The organism is Acinetobacter sp. 18QD2AZ41W, from assembly GCF_009829025.1.
Taxonomy (GTDB): Bacteria; Pseudomonadota; Gammaproteobacteria; order Pseudomonadales; family Moraxellaceae; genus Acinetobacter; species Acinetobacter pseudolwoffii.
In genome coordinates this window covers 84,664-110,371 of the sequence record NZ_WURP01000002.1, presented here as the reverse complement: position 1 = coordinate 110,371, position 25,708 = coordinate 84,664, and the positions used below count along the sequence as shown (strand labels likewise).

23 protein-coding genes are annotated in these 25,708 nt (G+C 44.1%); 11 read left to right on the top strand and 12 right to left on the bottom strand.

Annotated features, from left to right (window positions below; translation table 11 throughout):
* Positions 1–214: 214 nt before the first annotated feature.
* From thiM to GVV58_RS03485, 3 genes are all read right to left on the bottom strand, one after another.
* On the bottom strand, positions 215–1,063 hold the full coding sequence (thiM, locus tag GVV58_RS03495) for a hydroxyethylthiazole kinase (protein WP_171063326.1): 849 nt from the start codon (positions 1,061–1,063) through the stop codon (positions 215–217).
* Between the two features lie 32 nt (positions 1,064–1,095).
* Entirely contained in the window at positions 1,096–2,256 is a 1,161-nt protein-coding gene (locus tag GVV58_RS03490) for a hypothetical protein (RefSeq protein ID WP_159516014.1), read from the bottom strand.
* Positions 2,257–2,416: 160 nt separating this feature from the next.
* Positions 2,417–2,674 (bottom strand): hypothetical protein, encoded by a 258-nt coding sequence (locus tag GVV58_RS03485; RefSeq protein ID WP_005097289.1) that lies wholly within the window; start codon positions 2,672–2,674, stop codon positions 2,417–2,419.
* Between the two features lie 357 nt (positions 2,675–3,031).
* On the opposite strand from GVV58_RS03485, the gene pepN reads away from it, so the two are divergent.
* Together pepN and GVV58_RS03475 are read left to right on the top strand one after the other, a co-directional pair.
* A complete protein-coding gene (gene pepN, locus GVV58_RS03480) occupies positions 3,032–5,638 on the top strand; it encodes an aminopeptidase N (protein ID WP_159516013.1) in 2,607 nt (868 codons plus the stop codon).
* Between the two features lie 220 nt (positions 5,639–5,858).
* Positions 5,859–6,068 (top strand): hypothetical protein, encoded by a 210-nt coding sequence (locus GVV58_RS03475; protein WP_005097285.1) that lies wholly within the window; start codon positions 5,859–5,861, stop codon positions 6,066–6,068.
* A 34-nt stretch (positions 6,069–6,102) separates the two neighbouring features.
* Here GVV58_RS03475 and GVV58_RS03470 read toward each other — a convergent pair whose 3' ends face one another.
* Positions 6,103–6,549, bottom strand: a complete 447-nt coding sequence (locus GVV58_RS03470) for a universal stress protein (protein WP_005097283.1) — start codon at positions 6,547–6,549, stop codon at positions 6,103–6,105.
* A gap of 135 nt (positions 6,550–6,684) precedes the next feature.
* A complete protein-coding gene (locus tag GVV58_RS03465) occupies positions 6,685–7,128 on the bottom strand; it encodes a universal stress protein (protein WP_005170452.1) in 444 nt (147 codons plus the stop codon).
* Positions 7,129–7,404: 276 nt separating this feature from the next.
* On the opposite strand from GVV58_RS03465, the gene GVV58_RS03460 reads away from it, so the two are divergent.
* Positions 7,405–8,394, top strand: a complete 990-nt coding sequence (locus GVV58_RS03460) for an alpha/beta hydrolase (RefSeq protein ID WP_100329631.1) — start codon at positions 7,405–7,407, stop codon at positions 8,392–8,394.
* Positions 8,395–8,478: 84 nt separating this feature from the next.
* Complete coding sequence (locus tag GVV58_RS03455) at positions 8,479–8,826, top strand: SMR family transporter (protein WP_005097280.1); 348 nt, start codon at positions 8,479–8,481, stop codon at positions 8,824–8,826.
* Positions 8,827–8,885: 59 nt separating this feature from the next.
* Here the strand turns inward: GVV58_RS03455 and GVV58_RS03450 are convergent, their stop codons facing one another.
* From GVV58_RS03450 to GVV58_RS03435, 4 genes are all read right to left on the bottom strand, one after another.
* On the bottom strand, positions 8,886–10,061 hold the full coding sequence (locus GVV58_RS03450; protein ID WP_074383234.1) for a benzoate/H(+) symporter BenE family transporter: 1,176 nt from the start codon (positions 10,059–10,061) through the stop codon (positions 8,886–8,888).
* 75 nt (positions 10,062–10,136) lie between these two features.
* Entirely contained in the window at positions 10,137–10,793 is a 657-nt protein-coding gene (gene leuE, locus GVV58_RS03445) for a leucine efflux protein LeuE (RefSeq protein ID WP_005097277.1), read from the bottom strand.
* A gap of 73 nt (positions 10,794–10,866) precedes the next feature.
* The gene (tal, locus tag GVV58_RS03440) at positions 10,867–11,844 is read right to left on the bottom strand and encodes a transaldolase (protein WP_005170457.1); all 978 of its coding nucleotides are present in this window, start codon (positions 11,842–11,844) and stop codon (positions 10,867–10,869) included.
* Between the two features lie 89 nt (positions 11,845–11,933).
* The gene (locus tag GVV58_RS03435) at positions 11,934–12,824 is read right to left on the bottom strand and encodes a LysR family transcriptional regulator (RefSeq protein WP_005170459.1); all 891 of its coding nucleotides are present in this window, start codon (positions 12,822–12,824) and stop codon (positions 11,934–11,936) included.
* Positions 12,825–12,923: 99 nt separating this feature from the next.
* Here GVV58_RS03435 and aceI point away from each other — a divergent pair, with 99 nt between their 5' ends.
* Together aceI and GVV58_RS03425 are read left to right on the top strand one after the other, a co-directional pair.
* Positions 12,924–13,355, top strand: a complete 432-nt coding sequence (aceI, locus tag GVV58_RS03430) for a chlorhexidine efflux PACE transporter AceI (RefSeq protein WP_100357946.1) — start codon at positions 12,924–12,926, stop codon at positions 13,353–13,355.
* A 173-nt stretch (positions 13,356–13,528) separates the two neighbouring features.
* Positions 13,529–15,724, top strand: coding sequence for a beta-propeller fold lactonase family protein (locus GVV58_RS03425; RefSeq protein ID WP_159516012.1), 2,196 nt, complete (start codon positions 13,529–13,531; stop codon positions 15,722–15,724).
* 57 nt (positions 15,725–15,781) lie between these two features.
* Here GVV58_RS03425 and GVV58_RS03420 read toward each other — a convergent pair whose 3' ends face one another.
* Entirely contained in the window at positions 15,782–17,299 is a 1,518-nt protein-coding gene (locus GVV58_RS03420) for an acetyl-CoA C-acetyltransferase (RefSeq protein ID WP_159516011.1), read from the bottom strand.
* 240 nt (positions 17,300–17,539) lie between these two features.
* Here GVV58_RS03420 and GVV58_RS03415 point away from each other — a divergent pair, with 240 nt between their 5' ends.
* The 5 genes from GVV58_RS03415 (at position 17,540) to dnaX (ending at position 24,032) form a co-directional block, all read left to right on the top strand.
* A complete protein-coding gene (locus GVV58_RS03415; protein WP_159516010.1) occupies positions 17,540–18,931 on the top strand; it encodes a 3-oxoacyl-ACP reductase in 1,392 nt (463 codons plus the stop codon).
* A 148-nt stretch (positions 18,932–19,079) separates the two neighbouring features.
* The gene (locus GVV58_RS03410; protein ID WP_005170469.1) at positions 19,080–19,934 is read left to right on the top strand and encodes a MaoC/PaaZ C-terminal domain-containing protein; all 855 of its coding nucleotides are present in this window, start codon (positions 19,080–19,082) and stop codon (positions 19,932–19,934) included.
* A gap of 59 nt (positions 19,935–19,993) precedes the next feature.
* Positions 19,994–21,259, top strand: coding sequence for a serine hydrolase domain-containing protein (locus GVV58_RS03405; protein WP_159516009.1), 1,266 nt, complete (start codon positions 19,994–19,996; stop codon positions 21,257–21,259).
* Positions 21,260–21,337: 78 nt separating this feature from the next.
* Positions 21,338–21,781 (top strand): copper resistance protein NlpE N-terminal domain-containing protein, encoded by a 444-nt coding sequence (locus GVV58_RS03400; RefSeq protein WP_034608473.1) that lies wholly within the window; start codon positions 21,338–21,340, stop codon positions 21,779–21,781.
* Between the two features lie 133 nt (positions 21,782–21,914).
* Positions 21,915–24,032, top strand: a complete 2,118-nt coding sequence (dnaX, locus tag GVV58_RS03395) for a DNA polymerase III subunit gamma/tau (protein ID WP_100355356.1) — start codon at positions 21,915–21,917, stop codon at positions 24,030–24,032.
* 8 nt (positions 24,033–24,040) lie between these two features.
* Here the strand turns inward: dnaX and GVV58_RS03390 are convergent, their stop codons facing one another.
* Positions 24,041–24,475: a thioesterase family protein gene (locus tag GVV58_RS03390; protein WP_005170474.1), complete on the bottom strand. Its 435-nt coding sequence runs from the start codon at positions 24,473–24,475 to the stop codon at positions 24,041–24,043.
* 44 nt (positions 24,476–24,519) lie between these two features.
* Positions 24,520–25,680, bottom strand: a complete 1,161-nt coding sequence (locus GVV58_RS03385; protein WP_100329602.1) for an iron-containing alcohol dehydrogenase — start codon at positions 25,678–25,680, stop codon at positions 24,520–24,522.
* Positions 25,681–25,708 lie beyond the last annotated feature (28 nt).

Sequence of the window (25,708 nt, the reverse complement as noted above, 5' to 3'; positions counted from 1 at the left end):
CAAACAAAAGTTTGATTCCTTTGGTGGAAATCGGTAGTTAAGTTATATGAAGCCTACTCAGTTAACCACCGATCATGCTCAAAATAGTTTCAGCGTAGGATTCAGAAGCAACCTATCTCTTCAGAAATTAGTAGAAGATGTGAGCGATGTACAGCTAAAAGTGGGGTGTCAGGTCTATGCAAACCTGCAAACACCCCTTAAAGCTGCTAGCAAACTAAACTGCTCCCGGCAAAATTTGAAAGTTGGCGTATTGTCGAATGCTTTCAGTATTAAGTTGATGGACTTCATCCAGAAAAGCCACATTAAAACGGCCAAGCTGTGGCGCACGTTCAAAAGCCCGTTGACCTGCAATTGCAAAATGCACATGTGCAGCGAGTGCCGCGATTGCGGGAGAACTTACAGCACTATAGGCTGCAATCAGTGCACCAAGTGCACAACCGGTGGCCGTGACTCGCGGTTGTAAATATGATCCGCCTGATACTTGTATTACCGGATAATCTCTGGAAATGATGTAATCAGATTCACCGGAAATCGCGACACAGTCACAATGCGCCAATAAGCTTTGTGCCTGTAAATAAACATCGGCACTATTGATGGTACTGTCCACACCTTTGGATTCGATCCGCTTGCCGGCCAAAGCACCAATTTCAGAGGCATTGCCCCGTAAAATTGTCGGATGGGAATTGAGTAACTGATCTACCGTATTCGAGCGCCAATGCAGTACCGTTCCATAACCAACCGGATCCAGTACCCATGGTTTTTTCAGACGATGTGCCGTTTCCGCAGCAATGTGCATGGCCTGTACTTGTTCGGTGGTCGGTGTACCCAGATTGAGATTGATCGCAGCTGCAATTTTGGCAAAGCTTTCGGCCTCAAAAGGATTATCGATCATGGCGGGGGAAGCATTGGCAGCCAGCACCACATTGGCCACATAATTACTGGCCACGGCATTGGTCATGATATGCACCAATGGCTGATGTTGCTGTAACTTTAACCATGCCTCGCAGATTTGATCCAGAAGCGTGTGCTGTAGTGCTTGCGTAGAAGTATTCATAATGATCATCTGTCAAAAAGTAATCTAAGTCGTATCTTCGCTCAGCGGGTAAAATAATGGTCCTGATGCTTACAGCTACGGCAGAACAGGCTGACATAGTCACTGGCATCATAATCCACCGAAAGCTCCTGTGAACCGCAGTGCATACAACGTTTCTGCGAATAAAATTTCAGGCGCGGTTCAATTTTATGCCATGAGCGCCAGACCGGCTGAAAGAAAATATTCTCATCATAACCCAGGAAGCGATAAAACAGGATTTCACTCATCTTGCTGAAGGCCAGTTGTGGCGGGCGTGGCAGGGTAGAGGTTTCCCATTTTTCCGTGACAGAACGTTCCCGATACTGTTGTAAGGTTTTTTTCAGCAGATTGGTATTAATAAAATTTTCATTGCGTGGCTTAAGCGCTTTTTGCTTATATAGATATTCCAGTGCGGTCTGTACCAGATAATAAATCTGCCCCACTGCCAAGACATCTAAAAGGCGATAGCAAAAGGTCTGAAAGCTCTGATTTCCGGCAATCTGCACATTCCAGCTACGACAGTAAAATTGCGCAAACTGAATGATCTCCTCATATAGCAGACAATACAGGGCATCTTTGACTTCATCTGCACTTTTAAAGGGCACACCTTGACTCAGGTTCTGATAAAACCAGTTGCGTAGTTGCTGGGTAATGCTGAACAGGCTCGGTTCAGAATAGCCATCCAGACGTACATTAATATAATAGTGCTGATTTTCCTGTTGCACATCTTTGGGAATTAAAATCTGTTCTCTGAGCATATTTTTGACCAGACAATGTTGAAACAGATAGTTCGGACTGATGGAAAAATAGCGAATTTGATGCCAGTCGATATATTCGCGGTGCTGGCTATATTCCTGTACTTGTTCATCTAAAATCGAAAGTAGAAACAGTTTATTGATAAAACTGAGCTGATTGAGCTCAGGAACCGGCCGGTCCTGTTTTTTATGATAGAGACGATTTTCCTGTAAACGGACTTCCTTGAGCATGCGTTTACGTTGGGCCAGACACTGTGCGCAATAACAATTATTTTTTTGATCCGGATGAAGCTGATGCTGGCAATGGCTGCATTCATGGTAACTCATCTCCTGATCATACTGTTCCGCCTCAATCCAATACATCGATGCCTTACATAGCGGGCAGTGGGTGCTTTCATCAAGCTGTTTTTGCAGAACACTGAATACCATGGGCGCGAGCAACTTTAGAATGGACGGGCATTTGATTATACACCGCTGATGCGAGGCAAATGTAGTTGACTGATGCTATTTTACGTCAGCAAAAAATATACGCGCACATGAAAAGAGCTACCGAAGTAGCTCTGATCTTAAAAACATGAAATGACGGGTTTTAGACTGGGCATGGTAAGGTTTCGTCTTGTTGTCCGCGATGTTTGGCGTGAATTAAGGCTTGAACTTTTTTAGATGGAACTTTCTTGGTACCGAGGGCATCGTAGCTGTTGAGAATGGCAGTCACTTCATGTGCCTGAAGAGGAATACCTTCACAGCTCATCAAGAGTGCAATGACTTTATGGTCAATATTGGCCTGATCCAGTGTTTGCAGGGTTTTGATATTTTCCATTCGTACAATATGTTTTTTTAAGTACATGGCTCACCTCATGGTTATCATTATTCTTTAATTTTAAGGGCGGGGAAATACAGCTTAACTCTAGCAAGAAGTGTGCTTATTTTTTAATCTGTATTTGTGAAGTGTAATTTGGATATCAATATATATCTTTAAATCAAATATTTATAATAATGTAAGAAATTATGATTCTGGCTGTTTATTTGGCATAGATATTTCTTAAGCTTAATCGAATGCTGCACAATTAGGCAAAATGCATTGAAAGTGGTGCGTACAATGCCCATATTAGAGCGAACAATACAAATGCACAGACAGCGTTTAAAACTTGGCGTATGATTTTGACATGAACAATGTCGAATAAGATAAAGATTAGGACAGGACATGAATATTGCGGCAAACCCGGTGATCGAAGCGGATCAAACCATTTATTTAAAAGACTACCAAAAACCCTCCTTTATCGTCGATTCTATCGAGCTGAATATTCAGGTCTATGCGGATCATACGCTGGTCAGCAGCAAACTGCAGATGCAGCGTCAAACTGCCGGTGATCTGGTCTTGCTCGGACGAGATCTGGAACTGCAATCGATTCAGTTAAATGGTCAAATACTCAATGCCAGTGACTACAGTCTGGATGCTGAGCAACTGCTGATTGCCAATGCACCTGATCAGGTATTGCTTGAAATCGTGGTGAAAATTCATCCGGAAAGCAATACTATGCTGGAAGGTCTGTATCAGGCCAGTTCAGATCTGTTTGTAACCCAAAATGAGCCAGAAGGTTTCCGTAAAATTACCTTCTATCCAGACCGTCCGGATGTGTTGTCGGTCTTTACCACACGTGTCGAAGCAGACAAGAAATATCCTGTTTTACTCGCCAATGGTAACCTGCTGGAAACCGGGGAAGTTGATGCCAACCGTCATTACGCCATCTGGCAGGACCCGACCAAAAAGCCAAGTTATCTCTTTGCCTGTGTCATTGGTGATCTGGCGGTGATGAAAGATTCCTATGTTACGTCAGAAGGCCGCAATGTGGCACTGGAAATCTATGCAGAAGAAAAAGATATTCCAAAATGCAAGATTGCCATGGAAGCGCTAAAACATTCCATGCGTTGGGATGAAGAGCATTATGGCCTGCCATATGACCTCGACAATTACATGATCGTGGCGACCAGTGCATTTAATATGGGTGCCATGGAAAACAAAGGGCTGAATATCTTCAATACCTCATGTGTGCTCGCCGATGAAGAATTTACCACTGATGCTGCGATCATGCGGGTACAGTCGGTGATTGCCCATGAATATTTTCATAACTGGACTGGTAACCGGATTACCTGCCGTGACTGGTTCCAGCTCTGCTTGAAAGAAGGCTTGACCGTGTTCCGTGACCAGTCTTTCTCGGAAGATTTACAGTCGGCTGCGGTACAGCGTATTGATGATGTGGCGGTTCTGAAGGCACATCAGTTCCCGGAAGATTCTGGCCCGCTATCCCATCCACCACGCCCGGATCATTTTGTCGAAATTAACAACTTCTATACCGCAACCGTGTATGAAAAAGGGGCGGAAATTAACCGCATGATGGCGACCTTGCTGGGCAAGGAAAAATTCCGCCAAGGTACCGATGAGTATTTCCGCCGTCATGATGGTCAGGCGGTAACGGTGGAAGACTGGGTGGCCGCGCTCACCGCAGGTTCAGGGGTGGATCTATCCAACTTCCTGACCTGGTATAACCAGCCGGGTACACCGAAACTTGAAGTAAAAGCCGAATATGATATTGAAATGCAAACTTATCGTCTTAGCTTGAAGCAAAGCCTGAAAACCCATGCCAAATATCCGAATCTGAAAGCGGTACCTATTCCAGTGGCTTTGGCGCTGTTTGATGCCGAAACCGGTGAGCAGTTAAAGTTGAACTCTGAAGCACTCTTTGAAAATGGCGTGAAAGATGGGGTGTATCTGTTTGATCAGGAACAAGCCACGATTGAATTTAGCGGCATAAGCAGCAAACCGGTGGTGTCCTTGTTGCGTAATTTTTCTGCGCCAGTCAATCTGGACTTTGACTATTCAGAACAAGAATTGGCCTTCCTGCTGCAATATGAGACCAATGGTTTCAACCAGTGGCAAGCCACTCAAACGTTATTAGAGCGTATCTTGCTGGATGATCAGCCTGCGGATATTTATATCGCGGCGATGCTGAATACCTTGCCGGGTGTGATAGAAAAAGATCCACTGTTGGCATCACGTCTGTTTGATGTACCGTCTGAAGGTTATTTGGGCAGCCGTATTGATCAGGACTATAATCCGGTCATGATTCAGGAAAAGCGTGAGGCTTTGCTGCATACGCTGGCACGTACCTTTGGTGAAACAGCCAAAGAGACGTATCTCGATCTGGATCCTGATCTGCAATCTGAATTCTCGCAAGCGATGGGTGTACGTGCTTTAAGAAACATCATGCTGACGATGATCGCCCGTCAGGGAGATGCATCTGCCTTTGATTTGGCCTATGAACAGTACCACACAGGTAATATGTCTGAACGTTTGGGCGCCCTGAAAGTTCTGGTCTGGAACGATGCACCACAAGCAGAAGAAGCTTTGGCAGACTTTTATAGCCGCTTTGAAGACGAAGCCCTGTCTTTAGATCAGTGGTTTATGGTGCAGGCAGCGCATCCAAAAGCAACCGATGCAACCATTGCCTATCTGACCCAGCATCCTGATTATGATCTGGCTGTACCAAACCGGATCCGTGCTGTGAGCGGTGGTCTGAACGCCAACCCGGTGAATACCTGGAGCTTTGGTGTGCAGCATTTTATTGGTCTGGCGAAATATCTAGATCAGAAAAACCCAATTGTGGGCTCACGTCTGCTGCAAGTATTGTCACGCTGGTACACCCTTGCTGAGCCGCAACGCAGTGAAGTCAAGGCGCAACTTGAAGTATTGAAGCCACTGGTCAAATCTAAAAATGTGTCTGAGACATTAAATAGTATGCTAAGCATATAAAATTCAGTCTGTATAAAAAAAACCGGATCATCAAGATCCGGTTTTTTTATCTGTTTTGATCTCAAATGGCCGGTTTAGATACATTTGAAATACGCTGATGCACTATGTGGCAACCAAAGCGTGTACAGTATTGCTATACCGACAAGAGTACTGATTTATTAAGCTGTAAGCAGGGGGTAAAAGGATCTTAGAGATCCACTTACTGGAGGTCATTTAAGATATGTTAGTGAAAATTGAAGATGGTTTTTATTTAAATAGCCAGCATATTATTGCCGTGCATGTCAGCAAGAATCCTGAAAATGGCTTACTTGAAATCTCGATTCAATATACGCCTCATTCTGTTCAGCAGGTCGGGGAATACAAGAAAGTATTTCAAAGCCAGCTTGATGCAGAAATCTTCTTGAGTGAGCTGAATCAAAAGCTTCGCTAAAAGCCTGCTCAGCTCAGGCTTTCATCAATACCTGTTATTGTCTGACCACCAGTACTGGAATATCAGAAAGTGCCAGCACATTTTGCGCCACACTACCCAGCATGAGTTTTTGCAAACCTTTACGGCCATGTGAACCCATAATAATGACATCAGTCGGTGATTCATTTGCAGCCTGTAAGATTCCTTCTGAAGGTGCCATACCATGCAGGATTTTTGTCGTGACCTGTATGCCTTCACGAACAAAGCTCTGTTTCAGGTCATTTAAGCGATCAAGCGCATTTTGTTCTGCATGCATAAAGTAATCTGTGACTGCTGGAGCAACTTTATAAAAATCTACGCCCTTAAAAGGGTCAACCGCAATGACACTGAGTAAGGTGACATGGCTATGAAATACTTTGGCCAGTTCGAGGGCATGTTCTGCGGCAGCATAGGAAATCGAGGACTCATCGAGTGCTACGAGAAGATGATCATAATTATTCATGGTGCTTCCTGATATTTATTATTGCAGTAAGGAAAATAGGATTTGGGTGGGTGAATCTCCATAACGTACGGTTTGGTTTGAAATCAAATATAGAAAACCGGGTAATGCGCACCTTGAAGATGCGCAAAGCTTTGATTATTTTTTCACGATCAGAACCGGAATTTCACTGGCACCTAAAACATCCTGTGCAAAGCTGCCCAGAATCATTTTCTGGAAGCCTTTACGGCCATGAGAACCCATAACAATCAGGTCTGCTTTTACTTCATCAGCAGTTTTGGCAATGTGCTCGGCATTGACCAGACCCGTGACGATCCGTGACTGAGCTTCAATACCTTCAGTCGCTGCAATCGCAGTGGCTTCTTTCAGGGCATTTTTGGCATTGGCATGCGCCTGTACAAAATATTCCTTCATGATAGATGAGCTGTAATAGAAATCAGCTTCAGTAAAAGGATCTTCTGCAATCAGGCTGATCAGGGAAAGCTGGCCACCAAATGCTTTGGCAATTTTTGCAGCATGTCGTACTGCGGAAAAAGAAATTTCTGAGCCGTCTACCGGAACTAAAATATGCTGATAGGCCATGATTTTTTTACTCCAAATGTTTATTGTTCGCTTCTGATTCATTGATAGCACAGTGACTCTACAGGTGCAATTGCAAAACCTAAAAAAATGAAAAAACTCATTAAATTACAACTATTATTCACATAAAACTGTAAAGAAATGGGCAAATAAATCCGAGCAAAAAACTGGGGATTTTCACCTCTGCTGCCAGAACGAACTGGATTAAGTTTTTGGTTTTTGAGCATTTCAGTTAAACTGCCTGCGCTTGATTTTTATCAATATAGGGAAATTGAAATTGTGAGATATATCGCGGTAAATCTTGTGCTGGTCAGCTCGATGATGTTAGCGGGCTGTCAGAATACCGTACAAAATAGCAGGCTAATTGCCAGTGCCTTCAATATGACTACGGGCCTACAACAAAAAGTGATGGATCGTTATGCCCCTAAAACTGTTCGGGTACAAAACAATATTGTGTACCAGCCGCTACAAGATTTAAGCTTCGATCTGTATCAACCGCAAAATATTCAGAATCTAGGCCCGAGACCGACCATTGTCTGGATTCATGGCGGTGGCTGGATTTCAGGTTCCAAGGCACATGCCCGCGGCTATTTTAAGCTATTGGCGGCGCAAGGCTATAACGTGATTTCTGTACAATATCAGTTTGCGCCGCAGGTGACTTATCCGAGTCAACTTCAGCAAATTAATCAGGCGTTGGCATTTATCAACACGCATGCCGAGAACTATCACATTGATGCAGCACAACTGTATTTAGCCGGAGATTCTGCCGGTGCCAATCTGGCCAGTCATTATGCCGCGTTGTTGACCAATCCAGAGTTTTCACAACAATCCAATTTTAGTCCAAATATTCAGCCAATGCAGCTCAAAGGCTTGATTTTGCATTGTGGTATTTACGATCTACAGGCCTTTGTGCAAAAAGCACCGGATGAAATCAAAATGGTCGAATGGGGCGTTTATAATCTGGTACAGGCTTATACGGGCGACCAGAAAGATGATGTCGAATTTTTAAAGCAGATTTCCCCGATCCAGCATATTTCAAATGCTTATCCGCCGGTGTTCATCAGTGGCGGTAATAAAGATTTTTTGACCGATACTCAATCCTTACCTTTTGTAGAGACACTCAAGGCCCGGAATATTGCAGTGACCGAGGTATTTTATCCGGAATCTAAAGCCTGGCTGATTCATGAATACCAGTTTTTTATGGGCAAAAAAGAGAGTCAGCAAACCTTTATTCGCACCCTTGATTTTCTGCACCAGCATTCATTGTAAAATAAGCATTATTTAAAGTTTAATTTTCTATTTTAATTGGCTTGTTATTCAAAGCATGAACACTGAAATTTTGGAGATGGAAAAATGAATCCTGTATCGTGGGCCTACCTGTTACTGGCACTGGCGATTGTCGCCGAAGTCACAGGCTCTACATTTTTAGTAAAATCTGAAGGCTTTAGCAAATTATGGCCGTCTTTGGCAGTCGTGGTTTTATTCTGTATTGCATTTTATTTATTGTCCCAAGTGATTAAAGTCATTCCATTGGGAATCGCTTATGCCATCTGGGCCGGTGTGGGAATTGTTCTGACTGCAATTGTGGGCTATGTACTTTTCAAGCAGACGCTCGATGTGCCTGCACTTATTGGCATTGCACTGATTATTTCCGGTGTACTCGTCATCAACCTTTTTTCCCAGACCGCAGGACATTCATAAAAGGCAGACATGATCGCTGCCCTTATTTGTCATTTTATTCTAATGATCAGTCATCAATTTTAAGTGACTTGAGGCTTGAGCTTAAATAGAAAATAAACCATTAATCCCAGTAGTAAGCCCCAAAAGGCTGAACCAATCCCGAAAAACTGAATATTGGATGCACTGAATAAAAAGGTCATCAGAGCCGCTTCACGTTCATGGCTTTGCTGAAAAGCCAGCGCGATATTATGCCCAATGGTGCCGAATAAGGCAATTCCGGCCAGAATGGTAATCAGGATTGCTGGAAATGCCATCAGGACACTGGTCAAGGTCGCTGCAAATAGTCCCATCAAAATATAAAACAGCCCACAACTCATGCCTGCAATATAGCGTTTCTGTGGGTCGGGATGAGCTTGAGTATCCAGACTCACTGCCGCACTGATCGCAGCAAGATTGACACTAAAGCAGCCAAAAGGTGCCAGTATCGCCTGACTTATACCGGTCCAGCCTAAAATACCGTTTACCTTGGGTGGATAGCCATAGCTTTTAATTACTGCCAGTCCGGGTAGATATTGCGAAGCCAGATTGATCACCAATAGTGGTAAAGCCAGCCCTAGAACAGCTTGTAGACTAAATTCAGGTTGGATCCAGACCGGCTGGGCCATACTCCAGTTTAAACTCGGGATTGTAAAATCGATAAAGAAAGGGCAGAGCGCAATTGCGGTAAATACGGTAATCACGATGCTATAGCGTGTGCTGATTTTTTTTGAGATCAGATAAATGGCCAGGACACTGAGTACAAATTTCCAGGACTGTTGCAGGCTACCAAATACTGAAATACCAAATTTTAGCAATACTCCAGCCAGCATGGCACTGGTTAAACTTTGTGGAATAAAATGAAAAATACGCTCAAAAATTCCTAAGAATCCCAGCGCAGCAGTCAACAGTCCACAAATCAGAAACGCACCAATCGCTTCACCGAGGCTGTAATGACCCGCAGACGCAATGATCAAAGCTAGTCCCGCCGTTGACCAGGCAGTAGAAACAGGATACTGATATTTCCAGGACAGCCACACACCAGAGATACCTATGCCGATTCCCAGTGCCCATAACCAGGAACTGATTTGTGCCGCATTGGCGCCTAAGCTTTGTGCAGCTTCAATCACCAGTACAGCAGAAACACTAATGCCAATCAGGCAGGTAATCAGGCCGGCAATGACCGCAGTAAGAGACAGATCTTGTAATAGTTTTGGCATCGTCCATGACACAATTTTAAAAAGCGTTTAAATCATACGCTTTTCACGTATTTAGACAATATCTGTTTCAAGCTTTTATAAGGTAGAGCTGGCTAGCTTCATCCCAAAACCACAGAATAAAATGCCGACTATGGCCACACAACTGGCTGTCAGTTTGTAATGCTGGTTGAAATAGGAGGCCAGTTTTACCCCTGAGAAAATCAGAATGGACAGATAGGTCATGCTAATCAATTGCAAGATCAAAGCCAATAGAATGAAAGTCAATGCCGGATAAGGATAGCGAGGATCAACAAATTGCACAAAAAATGACAGATAAAACAGAATCGCTTTTGGATTTAAAATACTGATGGTCAATGCAGTACGAAATGGCTGAATAGACGAAGCTTTAGCATCAGCCGCATTCATCTGCGGAATCGTCACTTTTTCTGTTGGACGAATGGTTTTATAGGCGGCAATTAATAACTTCATCCCCAGATAACTCAGGTAGATGGCGCCGATAATCTTCAAAGTAATAAACAGGATTGGAAAAGCATGCAATAAAGATGCAGCCCCCAAAGCAGTACATAAAATCAGAATCATGTCACCGGTATACACTCCCAGAGCACCTAAATAACCTGTCTTGATACCAAAACGTGAGGCAATGGACATGACATAAAGGGAATTGGGGCCGGGCAAGAGCACAATTAAGGTGGTACCAATGATAAAGGTACTGAGATCTGTAATACCAAACACGAAGAATTCGCACAAGAAAAAGCCGATGCGGCATTATAGCAACATCGGCTGGTAAAATTTCTAAGATTTTAGCTTAGCTTTCAACGGGATTGAGAAAGGTTTGACCTAATAGCGCAGCCAGTTGCTCACGCGCTTTGATGAAACCCTGAATACCGCCTTGTAACAGTTCACTGGCCATTTGATCCTGCTTCAGCTGTTCCAGAAATGCTGCCTGACTGATCGGACTCAGTTCACCCTGCACAGTAATAGCTGTCGCTGAAAGTTGCGGCTGAACTTTACGTTGATCATGGTTCAGTTCTGCCAGTAGATTTGGTGCAACGGTAAGAAGGTCACAACCGCTCAAGCCCAAGACCTGATCGATACTGCGGAAGCTGGCGCCCATAATTTCGGTTTGAATGCCATGGGCTTTATAAAACTCATAAATACTTTTAACCGATAACACGCCAGGATCTTTTTCGATTGGATAAGCATCCACACCTTCAGCCTTCTTGTACCAGTCCAGAATCCGGCCAACAAAAGGTGAAATTAAAGTAACTTTGGCATCAGCGCAGGCATGGGCCTGATGCTGGCCAAATAACAGGGTCAGGTTGGTATGAATGCCTTCTTCTTCTAAGGTTCTTGCGGCCTGAATGCCTTCCCAGGTTGATGCAATCTTGATCAGGATGCGATCGGAGTCAATCCCATACTGCGCATATAGTGCCAGTAACTCTTTGGCTTTTGCGATGGTGGCAGCAGTATCAAAAGACAGGGACGCATCGACTTCAGTCGAAACACGCCCTTCAATTAATTTCAAGATTTCAACGCCGAATTTGACGGTCAAAATATCAATGGTACGTTCAATTAGGGCATCATCCGCATAGCCTTCCTGCTGCGCCTGCTGATAGGCCGCTTCAATCAGGGCCTTGTTCTCAACTTGACTGGCCGCTGCTGTAATCAGTGATGGATTGGTGGTTGCATCCAGAGGACGAAATTTTTCAATTGCGCTCAAGTCACTGCTATCCGCCACAATTGTGGTCAAGTTTTTTAATTGGTCTAATGCGGTTAATGTCATTACGATCTAGTTCTATGGTTATTGCTTATGCATACTTTTATATCATAAACCCTGTATTTACCAAGTAGACTGAAGTGGTGTTTCTGTGATTATTTGCTACTTTTACGCTGATTTCGCAGATGATTAATCAAAAAATGAGCAGCTGTGCCCAAGTTGCTTTCCCGACTCCAGACCAGATCGATAAAATATTCAAACTTTGGGGTGAAATCGAGCAGATTCAGCACTTGCAGATTTTGCTGTAAATTCGGCTGTTTTTTTAGCATTTCCTGCGGGAGAACACCCCAACCCAAACCCTGTTGAATCATGCTACAGGCAGAATGATGATTGTCAGTGCGCCAGTAATGACGGGAATATAATAATTCAGGTTTAATATTACGGTCACGGCTCGCCACCACAATTTGACGGCTATTTAGAATTTGTTCAAAGCTGACCTGATCGTATTGACTCAGTACATGCTGCTTGGCTGCGACAGGAATCAAGACTTCACGCTTTAATTCCACAAACTGTTCACGTGCATCGAGTTGTTCCCGCTCAAACATTAATGCCAGTTGTGCGCTACCATCCAAGAGCATCTGTTGCGCATCTTCCTGAGGTGCACCAAAGACATTAATCTGAAGCTCGGGAAATTGCTGTTCCACCAGAACGACATAATCAGTCCAGCGCGTATGCAGTAATTCAGAAACGATGACGATATTCAGTTCAGACTCCAGGCCTGAACTTAGGGCAAGCGCATGCTGTTTCCACTGATTCATTTCGATTAACAGCTGTTCTGTTCTTTCATACAGTGTCTGTGCCTGCTCCGTTGGCACAGGTTCACGCCCAATACGCTGGAACAGTTGCAGATTCAGATCAATTTCTAAATTCGCAATTGACATGCTAATGGCAGAGGGAACTTTTCCCAATTTTCGTGCAGCTGCAGAGAATGAACCGGTTTCCATCACAGTTTTAAATACAGTGAGTTGTTCCTGATTAATATTCATGTAATCTTATCTATCAATTTTATTGAAATATTCTAACTCGATTAATCAGTTTAAAGAACATAATATGCGCGATTATTGATAAAAAACCGAGTAATGAAAATGTTGATTTCCAAAAGACGACTTGTGCATGCGCTTAGCTATGAAGTCATCCTGTTGGTGATCATTGTGATAGCTTTGAGTCTTATTTTTAATATGCCGCTAGAAGTCACAGGTGTACTGGGAATTGTGATGGCCGTGACCTCTGTCATCTGGAATATGCTGTTTAATCATTATTTCGAAAAATTTGAAGCGAAACGTCAACTGAAACGAACGATTCGAGTGCGTATTTTACATGCGATTGGCTTTGAAGGTGGTTTAATGCTCGCCACCATTCCAATGGTGGCCTATGCGATGAACATGGGGCTATGGCAGGCGATTGTGCTCGATTTTAGCCTGACCTTGTGTATTCTGGTATATACCTTCATTTTTCAGTGGTGTTATGATTCGATAGAAGAAATGCTTGGATATCAGCCTGAGCATCGAAAAATATAATAAGAAAAGCATAGAAAAAAATAAAGCACAGCTAATGTTACTTGTGCTTTATGTGGGGAATCTAGTAAACAGCAGTATTTCTTTGACACATAGCACACTTATTCGACTTGGTATTCATCTTAAACCCCTTTATAAGAGCAGAAGTTTTTATGCATTTGCATCTAAGGGGAATTATGAAGTTAAAATATAGCTTGTTGAGTTTAAGCATTGCCTTACTCATGACTGCTTGTGGCGGCGGTGGTGGTGAGAATGACAGCCATGCATCTAAGCCTGGGTCAGGTACGGTTGGCTCTAATCCATCAACAGGAAATAATGCTCAATTTACCAAAATTTCAGAATTTAAAGTCTTGGATGTGGGTTCGGAACTTACTGCTCAAGATTTCGGTTTAAGTACATGGAATCCTACAGCCCTGGTACGAACTGGTGATGTATTGTATATCGCCAATAGCCAATCAGAATCAAAAATTTTACGTTATGATTTAAAACAAAAACGTGCGCTGAGTGCAATTGACCCATTAAAAATTGAAGGCTTAGCAAAAAAATGGGACAGTCTTGCAGATATCGAAATCCATGCAGAACGCTTATATGTGGCCAGTTATGGTTCTAACCGTGTCGATATTCTAGATATTTCACAGCCTCAACCGAGCTTTGTGATGGCGCTAGGAACTGGCGTTTGGTGGGGCGATACAGTGAACCATGCTTTAGTTCACAGTAATGCTGTTACCGTAGATGACCGCTATATCTATGTCCCCGATATCGAAGGTCGTATTAATGTCTGGCGTCAAAGCGATGCTATTGCACAAAACCATTTAAAAGCGAAAAAGTTTGCTCGGCTCAGTCTTCCTGATTGTGGTCGTAACTGTAATGCACGTATGGAAGTCATGCGAGATCATCTGTATACCAGCCTTCCAAACGGTAAAACTTATGTGCATGACATTAACCAAATTCGTGAAAATGACACTCACATTGCACCTATTTTGACAGAGTCAAATCTTGCGACCCTTTTACACCGTCATGATGACGGTACTGTGTATACCGCAAGGAATGATGGTTCGATAGCAACATATCCTACTCAGGAATTTGGCTTAAAATCAATTCTGCCAAAGCACAATATCGACCAATTCAAAAAATATATCCTGAAAGGGCAAGCTGAAAGCAGTCATATCGAAAGAGCAGGTGATGTTGCGGTGTATGGCCAACAGTTGATTCATTTGTCTAATCAAAGGGTTAAGCTCTTGCCAATGGTCACATTACAGCAAAATAAGACCAAACAGCTGAGTTCTGCATTATTGTTGACTGAATTTAAAGCACAAAATCAAACACGTGTATTGCAAGATGGTGAATCTTGGGAGACGCTGACCAATAGTGCTGAACGTCATGTGTATATGAATCGGATTTTATCGGCAGAGCTGAGTAGCAACGCTTTAACGCTTAAAAGTTATAGCGCTGTTCCTGTTCGAAATTTACAAATTCGCGCCAAAATTCGTCATTCAGATGATTGGGTTATACTTGCAGATTTAGATGAGCTTACGCCATTTTCCACTGCAAAATTTAATATTAAATTGAATGATCAATCCCGCTTCCCACTTGCAGATGGTAGCGGTTCAATTCAGTTGACAGGTTTAAGTCAGACCACGCTGATACCAAGTGATATTTTCGATTTACATGTGACTTCTGAAACAGACGAGCATGTGAAAAAGCTCAATAAAATTCAGGCAAAATGGAAAATCTATTTTGGTAAATATGACGAACCAGGCAAATGGTGTCGAGTAACGCCTGTCTATGCGCGTGAATGGGTCATCATGATGACGAACTTAGCATACATGCTCAGTACCCCTGAATTTGAAAACCTCTGGTTTAATCATAAAGCAGTGATGGGCCATGATTTCTTTGGTAATGCAGGTCAAGTCGATGGGCCAAACGGTATTTATATGCCTGAAGACTATGTTCGTATCTACAAAGAGATTTTAAATCGTAACGAGATTAATCTTGGTATTACCAATATGGGTGGTGGTCTTGGTGGCGGTACCGTGCTGGGTGTCGATACTTGGCTATTCTATGGTCACTATCGTTTATCAGGTTTTCGTATTATTGCGCATGAATTCGGACATCATTGGGGGGGACATAATAGCGCATGGGCGATGTCATCACATGGCTTCGAGCCGATGGTGGATTGGTTGAACTTCTACTTCCAGCGCCGTCCTGGTTCACTGCCTTATATGGATCCAAATGTTAACGCATTCCACCTCACTCCCGATGCAGCGCTGTGCCAGGGGGTTAATCAAAACATTGTGAGGGGTGTAGCATCAACAGCACCTTGGAATAAAGTTGACGAATACTTTAAAAATAATCCAATGCCAATACAGTAGGTAAAAGGTATAAAAAAGCTCCTCAATCGAGGAGCTTTTTTGAATCAAGGTAGCAGCTTATTTTTCAATAATCGCTGTAACACCCTGACCACCGGCAGCACAGATCGATACCAGTACACGACCTGAACCTTTTTGAGCAATCAGTTTGGCTGCCGTCGCAATAATACGACCACCAGTTGCTGCAAAGGGATGACCGGCTGCAAGTGATGAGCCTTTCACGTTCAGTTTTACACGGTCAATTGAACCGAGTGGCGCATCCAGACCTAAACGCTCTTTACAGAATGCTGGATCTTCCCATGCCTTTAAAGTAGACAGCACTTGAGAAGCAAATGCTTCATGAATTTCATAATAGTCGAAGTCCTGAAGTTTTAGGCCCGCACGTTCCAGCATGCGAGGAACAGCATAAGCAGGTGCCATCAATAAACCTTCTTTCTTCTCGACGAAATCAACTGCTGCAGTTTCCTGAAAAGTCAGATAAGCCAAAACTTCATGACCATTGGCTTTTGCCCATTCTTCAGACGCTAGCAGAACGCAAGAAGCACCATCTGTCAGTGGGGTAGAGTTACCCGCAGTCATGGTACGCGCATCGCCCTTACCAAACGCAGGTTTAAGCTTCGCCAGTTTCTCGACTGAAGAATCAGCACGCAGGTTATTGTCACGCTCTAAACCCAGGAATGGCGTGATCAGATCATCAAAGAAACCTTCTTCATAAGCTGCTGCCATTTTCTGGTGTGAAGATGCAGCAAGTTCATCTTGCGCTTCACGGGAAATACCCCATTCCAGTGTGGTAATCGCCTGATGATCACCCATAGACAAGCCAGTACGTGGCTCACCATTTTTAGGTGCGTCCATCAATTCTTTGACATTAATTTTGGTCAAGGCTTTTAAACGGTCTTTGGCAGTTTTGGCAATGTTCAATTCAAGCAGCGCTTTACGCAAGCCGTCACCCAATGCAATGGGCGCATCAGAGGTGGTATCTACACCACCGGCGATTCCTACTTCAATTTGGCCCAGTGCAATCTTGTTTGCCACTAAAAATGCAGCTTGTAAACCCGTACCACACGCCTGCTGGATATCATAAGCTGGGGTTTCTGGTGCCAGTGCCGTATCCAGAACACATTCACGAGTCAGGTTAAAGTCACGGCTATGCTTCAGGACAGCACCTGCAACCACTTCACCGACACGTTGACCTTGCAGATTAAAGCGCTCTACCAGACCATTTAATGCTGCGGTCAGCATGTCCGAGTTAGAGGCAGTAAAATAGGCACCATTCGAACGTGCAAATGGAATACGGTTGCCACCAAGAATAGCAACGCGGCGAACTGTGTTTTGGCTCATATTATTATCCTGTTGAACAGAAGGCTGTGTTTTTGAAACTGAATCTGTTTGAGTTGATGTCGTCTGACTGCTACTGCTCGCTGTACGACGGGTACGCGGAGTTTTAGCCGGACTTTTAGCTGCAGCAGCGGCTGTATCCGTGTTTTTAGTGCTACGCTTAGCACGCGTTGATGATTTTGACACAGCTGGAGATGCGGAATTCTCGACTGCTGGATTTTCTTGAGTTGTTTTGCTCATAAGGCTTTTCCAAGCAAATTGATCGTCTTCTTGTGGCTTACATTAGCATAGATGAGTATATGCTGTATTGACTACAATGACATTGCAGACTGCGCTCAGGTCAAGTCATCTGCCAGATATCTCAAGTATGATTGGGTAGAATCTGGTAGATCTATTGCAATATAAGTATCTGGCATTATATTGAAGTTAAAGGATAACTTTAGATCGATCAAAAATTAATTTGTATGAGAGATAATAAACATGACTGATCAGTACCAAACTTTCGCAAAATCTCCTATTGGTAAATTTGTCATTAAAAATCTGGGCCTGCCATCCCCAATTTCCCTAGACCGTTTCGAGTCTGTAACGCCAGTGGTAAAAGGCGCTGTGTTATTCGGTGCTGCACCTGCGAGTGTATTGACCGGTTCTATTGCTCAGGTGTTGGCAAATATTCATGCCAATAGCTATGCAGGCAATAATGCGGAACTGCAACAGGCAGCAGCGAAATCGGGTCTGAACCTGAATGCATTTAATACTGGCGATAAAGAATCCAAATTTAAAGTGGTTATTTTTGATGCTTCTGGTATTGAAAATTCAGAGCAACTAAAATCACTTTATGAATTCTTTAATCCGATTGCGCGTCAGATTCAAAGTTCTGGTCGTGTGGTCGTGATCGGCACAACACCTGAATCTGCAAAATCTGTGAGTCAGGCCATTGCACAACGTGCGCTCGAAGGTTTTGTCAAATCTGTGGGCAAAGAATTTAAAAAGGGTATTGCAGCCAACCTGATTTATGTCGATGCAGGTGCCGAAGCCAATCTTGAGTCTGTGCTACGTTTTGCAATTTCTCCACGCTCTGCCTATGTGTCGGGTCAGGTTGTTCGTGTATCGGCAGCAGCACAAGTAGACTTGGACTGGAGTAAGCCACTGGCAGGAAAAACGGCAGTAGTAACTGGAGCAAGCCGTGGTATTGGTGAGGCGATTGCTCATGTGCTGGCACGTGATGGCGCACATGTGATTTGTCTGGATGTCCCACAACAGCAGGCGGATCTGGATCGTGTCGCTGGTGAAATTGGCGGCTCTACACTGGCGATTGACATTACTGCAGCCGATGCGGGTGAGAAAATCAAACAGGCGGCAGCGGCGCAGGGTGGTCTGGATATTATCGTGCATAATGCAGGGATTACCCGCGACAAGACTTTGGCCAATATGAAGCCTGAGCTTTGGGATCTGGTCATTAACATCAACCTGTCAGCAATTGAACGTGTCAATGATTACTTGCTCTGCAACGATGGTCTAAATGCAAATGGTCGCATTATCTGTGTATCTTCTATTTCAGGTATTGCAGGTAATCTGGGTCAAACCAACTATGCAGCCTCTAAAGCAGGTGTAATTGGTGTGGTGAAATTCACAGCACCGACATTAAAAAATGGTATAACCATTAATGCTGTGGCACCGGGTTTTATTGAAACGCAAATGACAGCAGCAATTCCATTTGCCATCCGTGAAGCTGGACGCCGTATGAACTCCATGAGTCAGGGTGGTCATCCTGCTGATGTGGCAGAAGCGATTGCGATGTTTGCCTCGACTGCCTCTTCAGGTTTGAATGGCAATGTGGTGCGTGTGTGTGGTCAGAGCTTGTTAGGGGCTTAATTTAGAATCCCCCTAAATCCCTCTTTGCAAAAGAGGGGACTACTCCTCCCTTTGTTAAAGGGAGGTTGGGAGGGATTTATTTAAAAAGATATTCTTCCTTCTTTTAAAAAGAAGGACGTCATAAAGATAAATATTCCAAAGGTTCAGTATGAATACTCGCCATTTTAGTCAACTTCCAAAACCTTATTTAGCCTATCCAAAAGTGATTCAGGGCTTGATTTTTAAAAAGCCAAAAGCTGAAAAAGTTCTACCGCAAGTTGAATATGTGGTGGATTCATTCAAGGTCGATCAAAAGCATCTGAAAGCCTATAATGAAGTTTGTGGTTTTAAAAATAATGGCTATATTCCAGCCATTTATCTAACAGTTCTTTCACAAAGCCTGCAAATGCATATGATGACGGCTGAAGCTTTTCCTTTTCCGGTTCTCGGTCTGGTGCATATCCGCAATCAGGTCAAACAGTATCGTAAAATCGGAGTCAATGAATCTCTCACATTGTCTTGCAAGTTTGGTGAATTGCAGCCGCATGATAAAGGTGTACAGTTTGATTTCATCACCACAGTAAAAGTCGGTGATGAAGTGGTGGTGGAAGCCTTGACCACTTATCTGTCCCGTCAAAAGAGTAAAGGCAAAGCTGCAGCCAAAATCGTCGAAAACAAGACACCCGATTATGAGCTGAATGCTGAATGGGAAATTCTGGAAAATACGGGTCGCCGTTATGCCATGACATCCGGCGACTTTAACCTGATTCATATTCATGCCCTAATGGCTAAGGCATTCGGATTTAAACAGGCGATTGCGCATGGTATGTGGACCAAGGCTAAAGCTTTGTCCAGCCTGGCATTGCCCGATGCCTATGAAGCAGATGTCTGGTTTAAACTGCCTTTATATTTGCCTTCCAAAGTGCAATTCTTGACCGCGAAAGCAGCTAATGATACGGAAATCCTGATTCGTAATAGCAAAAATCAGAAGCCGCATGTCACAGGAACTGTGACCGCAATTTAAAGCACGATAAAAGCCTGAACCTGATTTAGGCTTTTTTGTTTTTAAGGGATCAATATTCTATGGATAGAATCATGCAGCCACTCAAAGATTATTTATTTGCGGATACAGCCCATTACCAAGGAACGGTAAATGAAAATTTCCGTGACCTTGCTCAGCAGTTTAGTCGCCTACAGCATGCTCGCACAGAGCAGGGTGGTGCAGCACTTGTTGTCTATTTTCAGGGACAAAAAGTCATCGATATTTATACCGGGAAAAAATCGGAATCTGAGGCTTGGCAAACCGATACCATGTCGCTGTGTTATTCGACGGGCAAAGGTGTGCTGGCGACACTGGCACATATTCTGGCCAGTCAGGGCCTGGTTGATTATGACCAGCCTGTTGCAGAATATTGGCCTGAATTTGCGCAAAACGGTAAAGAAAATATTACTCTGGCGCATATGCTGAGTCATCAAAGCGGATTGTTTGATATCCGTAATATCATTGCCGACGCCACTGAAATGGCCGACTGGCCGCAGATGCTAGACCGAATTGCCGCGGCTGAACCACGTTTTCAAGTTGCAACAGATGCGGCCTATCAACCGCTGACCTTTGGCTGGCAGGTCGGTGGTGCATTAGAAAAAGCGACAGCTAAAACTTTAACTGAACTGATGCAGGCATATCTGGTTCAGCCTTTGATGTTGAATGGTGCTTATTTCAGTGTGCCGACCAATGAATTAGCTCGGGTAGCACTGCCGATTTTTAAAGCTAAAGCAGCCAAGTCTCAATCGCAGCCTGCGAAAAAAACAGGATCAAGAAAACCGAATCTGATGGAGCGGGCTTTGATTTGGAGTGGACAAGATCCGCAGGATTTTCAGGATGCGATGATTCCCAAAGGAATGAGGAATTTCAGTTTCTTTAGTGAGCAAGGCCTGCAAGCAATCATTCCATCCGCCAATGGAGTATTTACCGCAGAGAGTCTGGCAAAAATTTATGCCATGCTGGCCAACCGCGGCGAATGGCAAGGACAGCAATTGATCTCGCCTGAAGTTTTTCAGCGTCTCAGTCAGATTCAATGCAAAAAACGCGATCGAGTCATGCCTTTGCCGATGCACTGGCGATTGGGTTATCATCGGGTGCTTACTTTAGGTAAAGCTTCGCAAGGTTTTGGTCATATGGGCTTTAATGGTTCGGGAGCCTGGTGTGACCCTGAGCGCAATTTAAGTTTTGCCTATACCCATAATTTCCCGACAGGTTCATTGACCGGAGATTATCGTCTGTGGGGTTTGACACAGGAAACCTTACGCTGTGCTGATGCCGTCCTGACTGGATGTAAAGGTTGGCGCTAAATATCCCTGATTGGGGAGTTTAGTAAAGTCCTTAAAATATGTTATTTTGGCGTGACTCCCAGTCTGTGGTATGAAGTGATGAAAAAAGTGCTGATGATTCCTCTGGTCGCAAGCAGTGCCTTGTTTGGCTGCCAGGATCAAAACCAATCGACGGCAAATACTGCTATTGAGGCTAAAGCTCAGATTCCTGCCTGGGTCGGGAATTATCAGGGCACCACACCCTGTATGGGATGTTTTTCAAGTTGTGACGATTGTCCGGGTATGGCTGTTGCTTTGAGCTTGCATGATGATCGGACTTTTACGTTATCACGTGAAAGCTTGAGTGGGCATAACCCGATTGAAACCATTACTGGGCCGATTCGTTTTCAGGATGATACGCAACAAAAGATTGAACTGCTGAATGTCGATACCCGCAATCTGGTTTATGTGGATCTGAAAAAGCAGGTTCTGGAAATTCGTGAAGATCAAACAGGCAAACGCTACCAGATGCAAAGTGACTTTATCCTGTTTGAATCGGTCTGATTTTAAGAAAATATATGTTTTATATCCCTTTTTCAATGATTTTGATCAAGGGATTTTTATTGTTTATAAACCGGCATTCATTTCACTATTTACTAAAAAAACAGTATGCTTAGACCTGTAAAAAGGAGCATACATGTATCAAGTACTTGCGCGAAAATACCGTCCTCGTAATTTTAATGAATTGGTGGGGCAAAACCATGTTTCACGTGCTTTAACCAGCGCGCTCGAACGTGGCCGTTTGCACCATGCCTATTTGTTTACAGGAACGCGTGGTGTCGGAAAAACCACGATTGCACGTATTTTGGCGAAGTGCTTGAACTGTGAGACCGGTATCACCTCGACACCGTGTGAAGTCTGTGCGACTTGTAGCGCCGTCAACGAAGGACGCTTTATCGATTTGATCGAAATCGATGCGGCCTCACGCACCAAGGTTGAAGATACTCGCGAGCTGCTCGACAATGTGCCTTATGCACCGACTCAAGGTCGTTTTAAAGTTTACCTGATTGATGAAGTGCACATGCTGTCCACGCATTCTTTCAATGCTTTATTAAAGACTCTGGAAGAGCCACCTGCGCACGTCAAGTTCCTGTTTGCTACGACCGACCCACAAAAGCTGCCAATTACCGTAATTTCACGCTGTTTGCAGTTTACTTTGCGCCCATTGGCTGTTGATGAAATTACCGAGCATCTGGCCCAGATTTTAGGCCAAGAAAGTATTCAGTCGGATCAGGATGCCATCTGGCAAATTGCCGAATCTGCTCAAGGTTCTTTGCGTGATGCCTTGTCTCTGACCGATCAGGCGATTGCCTATGGTCAGGGTGCGATTCAGCATCAGGATGTCAAAGACATGCTGGGCTTGATTGACCGGACCATTATTTATGATCTGATTCTGGCGATTCACCAGAACCAGAAAGCACAGGTCAGTCAGTTGTTGCTGCAATTCCGTCAGCAGGCTTTGGATGTGTCACTGGTTTTAGATCAGTTAATTTCGACTTTGCATGAACTGGCTTTATTACAATATCTGCCTGATTTAAGTCTGAAATATAGTGCTGAAATCAATCAAAAGATCATGCAATTATCCGGTCTGATTTCGGCTCAGGATTTACAACTGTATTATCAAGTTGCTTGTAAGGGACGCGCTGATTTACAGTTGGCTGTGACTCAGGAACAAGGTTTTGAGATGACGGTGCTACGCTTATTGGCATTCCGACCCTTACAGCCAAGCGAGGTTCCAGTCGTTCATGAAGCCGCAACTCAACCAATAGCAGCTTCTCCTACACGTCTACAACAGCCCGTTCAGACACAATTGCAGTCTGAAACAGTCACAGCAAAAACATTTGAAGCGGAACCAGTGTTTGATGATTTCTCTCTGGACGATGAGACGGATGAGGAAGCTTATACGCCATCAATGCCTGAACCATCTTCAGATGATTTTCTCCATGAAGAAAAGTCCACTAATGATCATGCACCTGAGCCTGTTCAACAGGGAGTAATTCAGACAGCGATTGAGGAAGTACAGTCTAGTGATCAGATCGTTTTTGATCCAAATGACGACAAAGGCCTGTTTGGTTTTGATGAAATCGAGAGTAGCGTAGAAGCACCGGCGACAAGCAGCAGCTCGGATGATTTCCTGCTTGAAGAGTTTATTCCTGTAGATGCTGTTACTCATGTCGAAGCAGCACAAGAAATATCTGCTGATGAGGAATTTAGTCTTGCCTCACCGGAATTGGAACTTTCACAGGAAACGATTGCTCAGCCTGTGATTGAAGAAGTCGCTCCGATTCAGACTGCGCTACCGGATGACATTTCCCAAGATTTAAATACGCAGAATCTGATGCCACAGGATATTTTAAAAATCCCTGAGCAAATGTTAGAGGGTGAGTGGAGCGTCGAAAAATGGGAATACTGGTTCCGTAACAGCCAGCTTTCTCCAGCAGTGCAGGAACTGGCACAGTATGGTGTCATGAGCGGACAGATTAATGGCCAATCCGTTTTTCATATCCCTGAGCAATACCAGCAACTTTTGACACAACTGCAACATACTCTGGAAGCTGCTTTACAACAGCAGTGGCCGCAAACTCATTTCCAGGTGAAATTTGAAAGTGTGGACCAGCTAACACCCTATACCATGCAGCATCAGCGGAAGGCTCGTGCCTTTAAACGCGCTGAAGAGCTGTTACAGGCTGAACCTGCGGTACGTGACCTGTTGCAGCAGTTCGATGGTGAATTGCAAAATATTCAGCTGAAATAGACTGGATTTTAAGGCACAACAAATCGAGATAAGGCATCCCGCATTTCGGCTGAAATCGGGGTGCTTTTTCGTGTCTCACGATCGACAAATACATGAACAAAATTACCCTGAGCTGCAGCTGTATCCGAATTGCGTTTAAAAATGGCCAGATCGTAGCTCAGTGATGAATTTCCCATGCTTTCAATGGCCACGCCCACTTCAATAATTTCCGGATAAGACAGTTCCTGATTAAACTGGCAGTTGGAGCTGACCACCAGCCCAATCATCGGAGAGTATTTCGGATCAAAGGCCGCTTCCTGAATCAGCAGGGCATTGGCTGCGGTGTCAAAATAACTGTAATAAGTCACATTGTTGACGTGGCCATACAGGTCATTGTCTGCCCAGCGGGTCTGAATGGGCAAGAAAAAGGCATAGTGTTCGCGTTGTTTGATCGTGGCTTTCATCAGGATTCGCTCTCAGCTAGACAAGGCTTAGTGTGGAAATAGATTTAGGCATAAATCGCCTGGTAAATCTGGTAAGCGTCATCCAGCTTGAGTTCGCGTGGATTGTTCTGCAACAGCCGGCTTTGTTGCATGGCATCTTCTGCCATAACCATCAACATCTGTTCTGGTACATTTAACTGCTTTAATTTTAAGGTTAAGCCGCTCTGTATCAGATGATTATTAAAATGATCAATAAACAGATCGGTCAGTCCATCATGACAACCTTTACTGTGGGGATCTAACCAGGTCATCAATTCGGCATAGAGCTGTTTGGCTACAGGTGCATTAAATTTTAAGACTTCGGTCAGCACCAAAGCATTGCTATGTCCATGCGACAGATGAAAATGCCCACCGAGTGGATAAGCCAGCGCATGCACGGCGGCAACCGGTGCGTTGGCAAAGGCTTGTCCGGCCAGCATGGAACCGACCAGCATATTTTGACGGGCATCTAGATCATGACCATCTTGCAGAACACGTTGCAAATTGGCATTCAATAATCTTAAAGCCTGTTTGGCCAGCATATCCGAATAAGGATTTTTCTTGTGTTTTGAGGTATAGGCTTCAATGGCATGTACCATGGCATCGATTCCGGTGGCAGCGGTAATCTGTGCCGGCAAATTCCGAGTGAAAGTCGCATCCAGAATGGCAACATCTGCATAGAGAATGGGCGCGACAATGCCGGTCTTGGTCGTTTCACCTGTGGTGACAATCGAAATCGGCGTCACTTCTGAACCTGTTCCAGCCGTGGTCGGTACCAGAATTAAAGCTAAACGCGGTCCGGTGGCATTATCGACGCCATACAGATCGGACAGTGTCTGATGCTGCTCAGGATGCGCCAAAATCGCAATCAGCTTGGCCACATCCATCGAGCTGCCACCACCAAAGCCTAGCACCACATCAATCTTTTCCTGCTTTGCAAAAGCTGCTGCTTCAAGCACTACGTTATCGGGCGGGTCAGCCTGAACATCTGAGTAAATCACATAATCCAGACCGGCAGATTCAATAATATCCAGAATCGGCAGATGTAATTGCTGCTTCAGCATACCCGGGTCAGTCACCAGTAGAAGACGTTGATAACGGCCATTTTTTAGAATTTTAAATAATTCCTGAATCGTGCCTAGTCCGGCAATGATATTGGGGACGGTTTGAAACTGAAAACGATTCATGGCGATATCCTTGATTTTTTTATTGCAA